Here is an 8,891-nt window from a genome sequence, read left to right on the forward strand (position 1 = left end):
AAATGCCTTCCATGCAAAAGTCTACGCATGGTGTCGTGCCGACTTGCGGCTCGTGGCTAAAGCCTCGCCAACAGCGTTCACTCTTTGAGTGAGCCGCTTTAGCCTAAGCTTTTAAAGCTGGTAAAACCGATTCAGCTTTGCTGTAAAAACTGCCGGACAGGCAGCTCAGAAATATTAACAATGCGCTCTGTCGCACCTTTTCACTGCCGGACAGGCAGCGCGGCCAACCTTGCAAGGTTGGCCGCATTCATTTTTTCTTGCTGAACCCCAATGCCGGATGAAACCACCAGCCTTGAACGCTGGCGGGCAGCGTCACAGTACCGAAGTGGCGAGCACACTGCGCTAGCGGCATGTCCATCTCTGAAGCCAAGGTTTGCAGGGCGGTGAGGTAATCGGTTTCCGCCCATGCGGTGATGCCCTGGCTTTGCAGGTCGCGATCAGCAATGCGGTGATGCAGGCTGCCGTCTATTACCAGTTCTTTCTTTTGAAAGCGGCTCTCGCCGTCTACCAGCTTGATCAGGGCAAAGTCGTCCTCGTCTTCGTTGGGCAATAACAGCAGGTCCACGTCTTCGCTCAGATCCAAACGGAACGGATGCTTGCGTAGCAGCAACGCGCCAAGCATGGCGGCGGGCTGTTTCCAGCAACTGCTGGCATTGATTGGCGGCAGTGGCGGCGCTTTACTGGCGCGGGTTTTGATGGGCGGCTGGCCGTTGTCGCCGGACATTCTCATGCGCAGACGTGCGTGCTCCAGATCCACCAGACTGGTTTTTTGATTCAGTTTTTCTCGTGCCAGCAAGCGCGGGCGGGCATCCAGATGGCGGTATTCTTCGGGCTGCAAGATCAGATGCAAATTGTGTTCGGCGAGACAGAAATTGTCGTCGTGTTCGTCTTCAAATCCGGGGCGCAGATAGGCAGGTTTGCTGGGCTGGGTCAGGCTGTGCATGTTTTTCTCCAGAATCAGCACATTCACTTTGCCCCATGCCTGTGGCCGATGGCGGCGCACGCGTCCGGCCAGCTGGATCAGCGAGCGCATGGAAGATGGCTCGGCGATGGCCCATGAGTAATCGTGGTCGCGCCCCACTTCGGTGACGGGGCTGCCGAGTACGATGAAGATTTGCTCCGGCTCGGGATGGGCATCCAGCCGCTGGCGGATGTCGGGCAGCTTGAAGACGGCTTCCGGCGTGGTGCGGTCCAGTGCGGCATCCAGCCGCCGTTCTATGGCGGAGCGCAGCAGCAGCGGGTATTGCGAGTGGTAAACGCACAGGTGGATGCGCACGCCGTCCGGTGCGACTTGCCGGTACAGGGCTTGGGCGAGCTGGTATAGCGGGCCGATATTGGCCAGCCGGATCAGGCCAAAACTGATGTGCTTGCCGCTGGCGGGGTCGGTTTCGGCGTTGTCGCGGTGCAGGCGCAGTGCGGCGTCGCGCAGGTGAATGGCCAGCGGGTCGTACATGTCGCGCTCGTCGTGCGGGATGCCGGTGAGCGGCAACAACTCGGCGGTGCGGCGTACCGGCTGGTTGGCGAGCCAGGCGTGGCGACGGCTGGCAAATTGCTGATGCGCCTGGGCGAAGGCGACACTATCGGCGCAATCGGTGGCGTGGGTATCGCGCTCGTCCAGCCAGGCGCAGCTGATATTCAGCGGCAGGCCGGGTTGGCCGCGACTGCGCTGGTAATGTTCTCGTCCCGCCAGATAGGCATCAAACAGGCCACCCACCAGCGCCGGTGGCAGCGTGGCGGAGGAGAGCAGTACGCGGCTACCCAGCAGCCCGGCCCAGTGCACCAGCCGGGTGAGCGCGGGCAGGTCATTGATGTCGAAGTCGTCCGGCTCGTCCAGTACCAGATCCGAACTCATCAGCCGTAGCATGGGGGCGATCTGCCGCCCGCCGCGCTCGCTCTCCGTGGCCGGAGTCAGGTGGTCGATGGTGCAGACCAGCACCGGCGCGGCCAACATGGCCTGTACCGCGTTGTCTTGCGTCAGGCGGGAGAGCAACGGGTGGTCAGGGTTGCCGTCAAAGCGCACGTGGCTGGTTTCGTCCAGCAGGGTTTGTTGGGATTCCGAGCCGGTTTCTTCGGCCTCGGCCTGATAGTGCTCGAACAGCTCGCGGCTGGCAGCACCGCCCACGCGAATGGCCAGATCGCCGTCGTCCAGTTTCAGCTTGTCGCGGAAGGCCTGGCCGGTTTGCAGGGTGAGCGTGCGCAGACCCAGCGCAAAGGCGCAGCGCATGCCGATGGCAGGATCGGACAGACCGTACATCACCCGCGCATTGCCCAGCGTTTTGCCGCAGCCGGTGGAGGCCATATTGACGATAAAGGCGCCATGCTGACGGGCATTTTCGCGCAGGCTGCAGGCCAGCTCATAGGCTTTGTCCTGCCAGCGAAAGCGTTCGTTCTGGCTGCGCTGTTGCAGGATGCGATGGCGCGCCAGAGACGGCAGGTGGCGCTCGAAGCCGGGCAAGGCGCGGCTGGCTTGCTGGCTGTGGCGGGCGACACCCAGCAGGTGTTCGTTCAGCGTCTGGTTGAAGTGGCGCTCGGGGTCGATTTTTTGGGTGTTGGCAAAGGCAATGCCGCTTTCTGCCGACTTTTTCCAGCTCTGCTTAACGATCTGGCTGGAGAAATGGTGGTCAGCCAGCATCAACAGCAGGCGCGAGATGTGCATCACATACGGGTTTTCCAGCCAGTGGCCGAAGGCGGCAGGCTGGCGCTTGGCCAGCGCTGCGGCCAACCTTGCCGCCTGTTCGCGCCAGGTTTTGTCCTCCACCGGCAGGCCGTGCGGGAATGTCCAGTACGGCTTGGCTTCGACCTTGCTGGTGGCAGTGAAGGTTTGGTTCCACTGGCTATCGACCAGTTGCAGTCCTTTTTGCAGCAGCTCTGCTGTGATGGCTTCCCCCAAAGGAGGCACCGGCAGGCGGTGATGGGTAACGACGAGCCAGGCGATGGCGGCGGCCAGTGGCGGCAGCTTATTGTCCGCGAAGGGTTTGTTGTCAGCCGCTGCATCGTCCATGCCATCGCGCAGCTGGGCGGCTTTCAGCTTTTTCTCCCACAGCTTGCCATCCATTTCTTTCGGGTCTTGCAGGCGCGCCAGCCAAGTCGCGTCGTCATCATCGCCGATAAAGGCCTGGACCAGCCGTAGCGATACCCACTCGTGACGATAAAGGTTGGCCCCAAGCGGCCCTTTGCTGCGCAAGCGTGTCTGGAATGCTTCGCACGCCTTGCCCAGATCGTGAAACAGCGCGGCCAGCGTGGCGATGAGGCGGATGTCTTCGCCATGCAGCCAGTCGTTTTCGTCGTCGCTACGCAAGATGTCGCTTTCAGTGCGGTTGGTGGGGACGGCACCGACGGCATTGAAGCGGCGGGCATCGCCGACGATCCACATCAGCTCGCTGTGGTCGCGCCCGCGCAGCCAGTGGCAGGCGACGGCAGTATTCTTGCGGGCGGTCTTGCGCAGCAGGCGGCGCAAGGTATCCAGCCCGGCCTGGGTGATCGGCGTTTGCCACACGCGGTCGCCGCGCCGCTCAGCAAACTGGTCGAGAATGCGGCGCGTCTCGGTCAGCGCCCGTTTGTCGCACTGAGAAACCAGCAGGATGTTCACGCCGGCCTCCCCTGCTGTTCGGCAATGACCTTGAGCTGGTCGATCATGAAATCCAGCGCCTCGCTGCGCGTGAGCTGGCCGATGCATTGCTGGCGGAAGGTCTGCTCGTCATCGCCGCGCATGGCGCTGATGAAGGCTTGCGGCAGGATGATGGCGTCCTTGACGAGATCCGCTGCATCGAACACCAGGCCGCCGCGCCGCGTCTTGCCATGCAGGATGGTCAGACCATGCGGCAGACCCAGCACCCAGGTCGCCGTCGCACCCAGGCCGTAGGCCAGGTAATTGCCATGATCGAGAAAACGGTTGGCCGGATCGGTGCCGCTGCCGCGCTTGGCACGGGTGAACTCGCCATAGCGCGTGGCCTGCGCCGCGAGACGGAACAGCTGTTTCGACAGCCGCGCTTCTTCGGTGAGCAGGCTCATGTGATCGGGCGCCTTCGCCAATGCGGTGCTGCTGCCTTGCAGGATGGCGTCAAGGTTGGCCGCATCGATGCTGAAACCGGCCTCACGCAACTGGCGGCTATCCAGCCAGTGCTGGCGGATACGGTTCAGCCGCGCCTGTTGCAGCAGCTTGGCTGCGGCCAACCTTTTGCTCTCGTCGAACCAGAACTGCACCCACCACTGCAGGTACTCGGTGGGGCGGTATTCCGACTGCGGCGATTGCCAGGCAATGTCGATTTCGCGCTCGCCCGCCGTAAACAGCGGCGTACCGCCGCCACCGCAAAAGCCGACCATCACACCGGCCTTGGCCAGCTCGCGCATGGCCGCTTGCGTGACAGAGGTGCCGGTACCCAGCAGCAGCGTAGTGGTGTTGGCAATGGGTATGTTCCAGTACAGCGACTGTTTGCCCTGCTCAGTGACGTACTCCACGCACCCGCCATTGACCAGCACGCGACAGTGCTCGAGATAGTAAAGATTGGCACGCTTGGAGTGCAGAATGGTTTTGAGGTCGGACGGCGAGATGTCTTGCATGAGGGCTCCCAATATCAACACAGGCATTATGCATTTATTTATTCAATAAGAATTAAATGTGCCATTACCACCCAAAGCAGGTCCCGTTTGCCATCAGGCAAGATGGCAGCATCAGCCGGCCTCCCCAGCGGAGAAGACAACGGCGCGCCGCGCCCGGCCAAGGACACTGGCTGCCATGCACCGGAGACGGGAAAGCGCACACACCGAAATCAAGACGACGAGTGAAAGCAAACGGAACAGGAAAATGACGACACGGCTTAACCCCGCCCTTGGCGAAAACAACGCCAGGGAGAAGGTGCTGATGACAGGCAGGCATGTACCTTTTTCCGGTTCCGCGAAAAAGGTACACAAAAAAGCTGGATGTTACTGGACGTTGCTGCACGCTACCGGACAACAAAAAACCCGCAAAGCCTTGTAGCTAGCGGGTTTCTGTTCTGTCTTGGACTTCCTTGGAAGTCGATGTGGTGCCCCCGACCGGAATCGAACCGGTACAGCTTGCGCCGAGGGATTTTAAGTCCCTTGTGTCTACCAATTTCACCACAGGGGCACAGACAGGGCGCTGATTCTAGCGCATAAGCGCTGCCGGCGGCAATCTGCGACCGGGGGAGAGGCGATGACGCTCCTTCTCCGGCGGTGCTCGGGCAATGCGCCGCGGTACCAATCATGGCAGCGCCCTGCCCCGCCCGCATCGCCACCCAGCACAAAGCAATGCGGCCAACCTTGAACCCAAGGTTGGCCGCATCCATTTAGCACCGCTGACAGCGGATCAGCGTGGCTTGTGCAGCAGCGAATTGCGTCGCGAATAGCCGAAGTACACGCCGAGGCCGATCAGCAGCCAGCCGACAAAGAACACCCAGGTCAGCGCCGACAGCTGCGTCATCAGGAACACGCAGAACAGGATCGCCAGCGCCGGCACATACGGTACCGCCGGGCAGTAGAACTTGCGCGGCAGGTCCGGCTCGCGCTTGCGCAGCACGATCACCGCCAGCGCGATCAGCGAGAACGCAGCCAGGGTGCCGATGTTGACCAGCTCCGCCAGCGTGTGCAGCGGCACGAAACCGGCGATCAGCGCGATCACCGTGCCGACCATCCACGTCGCCTTGTACGGGGTGCCGTATTTCGGATTGATATCGGAGAACACCTTAGGCAGCAGGCCGTCGCGCGACATCGCCAGCAGGATGCGGGTCTGGCCATAGGTCATCACCAGGATCACCGTCATCATGCCGAGGATGGCGCCCAGATCGACAAAACCGGCAAACCAGTCCAGCTTCGCCACCTGCAGCGCCAGCGACACCGGATGGTCGATGCCAGCAAACTGCGTGTACGGCACGATGCCGGTCATGATCGCGGACACGATCACGTACAGCAGCGAGCAGATCGCCAGCGACCAGATCACCCCGCGCGGAATGTCGCGTGCCGGGTCCTTCACCTCTTCCGCCGCGCAGGTCACCGCATCGAAGCCGAGGAAGCTGAAGAACACGATGGCGGCACCGTGAAACACGCCGTCAAAGCCGTAGGGCAGCGCCGGCGACCAGTTCACCGGCTTCACGTGCCACATGCCGATGACGATGAACAGCACCACCACGGCGACCTTGATCATCACCACGATATTGTTGATGCGCTTGGATTCCTTGATCCCGAACGCCAGCAAGCCGGTGATGATCATCGCGATGCAGAACGCCGGCAGGTTGAACAGCGTGTCCTTGCCCGGCACCGCACCGGCGGCCGCCGTCAGCGCCTCTGGCAGGGTGATGCCGAAGCCGGCCAGCAGGCTCTGGAAATAGCCGGACCAGCCCACCGACACCGCCGACGACGCCAGCAGGTACTCCAGCATCAGGTCCCAGCCGATGATCCACGCCACCAGCTCGCCCAGCGTGGCGTAGGCGTAGGTATAGGTCGAACCGGAAATCGGCAACATCGCCGCAAATTCCGCGTAGCACAGCGCGGCAAAACCGCAGGCCAGCGCGCCGATCACGAACGACAGCACCAGCCCCGGCCCGGCCACGGTGGCACCGGTGCCGGTCAGCACGAAAATCCCGGTACCGATAATGGCACCAATCCCCAGCATGGTCAGGTCAAACGCCGTCAGTTCCTTGCGCAACCCTTGTGAGGTCTGCGCGAACGCCAGCATGCCCTGAACGCTTTTCTTGCGCATCAAGCCCATGTATTCCTTGTCCCTAATGTTGGCCGCAGCGGCTGCCTGTCGTTATTCAAGGCGGCAATCCGGCTGGCGGCAGATCGTCTGATTTGTCCAGGGTTTGCCAGCGCTGCTGTCGCCCGCTGCCGGGGGCGAGCACAGTACCGTGACAAACAAGGGGCGGGATGTTACCGCAAGCACCGGGGCCGGCAAATACGCCGATCGGCGCCTGTCTTTACGCCGCTTGCCCGGCACCAGCGCCGCCGCTTCAGAAAACGCCGCCGATTATTCATTTCGGCAAATAATGTTGCCAAAGTCGGTCAATGGCAGCCACAAATTCAGCCATGCACGCTTTTGGCATAACCATGGCGGCAAACATAAATTTGCATACAATCGATCAAAAACATTCGATTTTTGGCACAGCTCACCACAAAAACTGTTCCGCCGTCGGCCAAACGGCAGCATTTCGGACTGGATTGCCACCCCGCCGCGGCCGGCGACACGCTGCCGCATGAGCGCGACAAGGCCGGTAAACAACCTTGCCAGCTGCGGTGCTGGAGCTGGATCTTGCCCTTGGACGGGCACGGGGGCAGGTACGGCGCGCAGTCTGGCGCGCGGGGCCAACGCAAGGTTGGCCGCAGCCCGATCTGCACCGTGATGGGGTGTGGAGATGCGGCCGGCGCTCGGTGCGCGACCGTTGCCAGGCTGGGCAGGCAGGATAGGAAGGGAGATCCGCTCAGAGTGGCGTCAGCGGCGCTCGCTTTGCAATCTGTCGCGGCCATGCAGCTGGCCGCCCACCGTTGAACACAGGGGGCTTGTCTGCTGCTGGCACAGCAGCATGTGCGCTATCTCCTGCCCGAGACAACAAACGAGGCCGGAGCAGACGCCGGCATTACGCTGTACTCGAACGGCGGCAGCCACACGCCACCGCGGCGGTCTTGCGCAGGGCCTTGCCTGCCACGACAGCCTGCAGGGGGGGCCGGCCTAAGCAGCCGCGGCCAGCCGCGCCTGCGCCGTCGTCAGCAATGTCGCCTCATTTGCCGGCGCGGCGAAGTCCAGTCGCTGCCGCACGCCGTCGCGCAGTACGTCCAGCCCGCAGACATCCAGCCCCAGCAGCTGCAGCGTGGCATCCGCCGGCTGCAGCGCCGCCAGCAGTGCCTGTTCCTGCGCCGCTGCCAGTTGCGGCAACACGGCCCAGTCGCTGGCGTCGACCCAGCCCATGCGGCCGAAGCCGCCGATAAAGCGCAGGCGCTTGGGCTGCAGGCAGAAGAAATGGAAATCGCCCAGCGCCAGGTAATCGGCGAACGCCGGGCAATAGCGCAGCAGCCGCGCCAAGGTGTCCGCGTCCGGCGACATCGCCTGCAGATCGCCCACCAGCGTCATGCGCTCGCCTTGCAGCACATCGGCACCGCCCTGTTGCAACAGCACGCTGACGCGGCCATCGGCGCGTACATTGCGGCAGTGTTCGGCCAGCTCGCTCATCAGCAACCACGGCCGGTGCGCCGCATCCAGCGCGAACGGCAACACGGTGACAAACGGGTAGCCTGGCAGCGCCTGCGACTGCGTCGCCAGCGCCAGCGAGCTGCAGCGGTGCAGCAGGGACAGACAATCGGTAACGGGAATGTTCATGGCAAAGGTTGGCCGCAACATGGAGATGTTCCCAGCTTAGGCAACATCGCCGGGCACGGCAATCGACGCCGGCAGGCAGTTCTGCGGGACGGATATCGCAACAGGCAAGACGGACAAAACAAAATCCCCAGCAAACTGGATTTGCTGGGGATTTGTCTGGAGGCGCGATCCAGAGTCGAACTGGACTGACCGGATTTGCAATCCGGGGCATAACCGCTTTGCTATCGCGCCGTAAGCATGTGATGCTCGCCATGGCGAATCATCTGAATCTGGAGCGGGAAACGAGGCTCGAACTCGCGACCTCAACCTTGGCAAGGTTGCGCTCTACCAACTGAGCTATTCCCGCAGGGGTACTGCCTGATGCCGTAAATTGTATGGAGCGGGAAACGAGGCTCGAACTCGCGACCTCAACCTTGGCAAGGTTGCGCTCTACCAACTGAGCTATTCCCGCGTCGCATGATACTGCTGTACATCTGTAAAACCGGGTGGAGCGGGAAACGAGGCTCGAACTCGCGACCTCAACCTTGGCAAGGTTGCGCTCTACCAACTGAGCTATTCCCGCGTC

4 protein-coding genes and 5 tRNA genes are annotated in these 8,891 nt (G+C 62.2%); all 9 read right to left on the reverse strand.

Annotated features, from left to right (window positions below; translation table 11 throughout):
- Window positions 1–247 precede the first annotated feature (247 nt).
- The gene (cas3f, locus tag NOM55_RS12475; protein WP_255908835.1) at window positions 248–3,589 is read right to left on the reverse strand and encodes a type I-F CRISPR-associated helicase Cas3f; all 3,342 of its coding nucleotides are present in this window, start codon (window positions 3,587–3,589) and stop codon (window positions 248–250) included.
- Window positions 3,586–4,560, reverse strand: a complete 975-nt coding sequence (gene cas1f / locus NOM55_RS12480) for a type I-F CRISPR-associated endonuclease Cas1f (RefSeq protein WP_255908836.1) — start codon at window positions 4,558–4,560, stop codon at window positions 3,586–3,588. The genes cas3f and cas1f overlap by 4 nt, the downstream gene beginning before the upstream one ends.
- 462 nt (window positions 4,561–5,022) lie before the next feature.
- A tRNA-Leu gene (locus NOM55_RS12485) sits at window positions 5,023–5,107 on the reverse strand.
- A 219-nt stretch (window positions 5,108–5,326) separates the two neighbouring features.
- Window positions 5,327–6,715, reverse strand: coding sequence for an amino acid permease (locus tag NOM55_RS12490; RefSeq protein ID WP_305118917.1), 1,389 nt, complete (start codon window positions 6,713–6,715; stop codon window positions 5,327–5,329).
- A gap of 966 nt (window positions 6,716–7,681) precedes the next feature.
- On the reverse strand, window positions 7,682–8,347 hold the full coding sequence (locus NOM55_RS12495) for a HugZ family protein (protein ID WP_255908838.1): 666 nt from the start codon (window positions 8,345–8,347) through the stop codon (window positions 7,682–7,684).
- 136 nt (window positions 8,348–8,483) lie between these two features.
- Window positions 8,484–8,557: transfer RNA gene (locus tag NOM55_RS12500), tRNA-Cys, on the reverse strand.
- Window positions 8,558–8,596: 39 nt separating this feature from the next.
- Window positions 8,597–8,672, reverse strand: a tRNA-Gly gene (locus NOM55_RS12505).
- A 29-nt stretch (window positions 8,673–8,701) separates the two neighbouring features.
- Window positions 8,702–8,777: transfer RNA gene (locus NOM55_RS12510), tRNA-Gly, on the reverse strand.
- A gap of 35 nt (window positions 8,778–8,812) precedes the next feature.
- A tRNA-Gly gene (locus NOM55_RS12515) sits at window positions 8,813–8,888 on the reverse strand.
- Window positions 8,889–8,891 lie beyond the last annotated feature (3 nt).

The organism is Vogesella sp. AC12, assembly GCF_024437575.1.
Taxonomy (GTDB): Bacteria; Pseudomonadota; Gammaproteobacteria; order Burkholderiales; family Chromobacteriaceae; genus Vogesella; species Vogesella indigofera.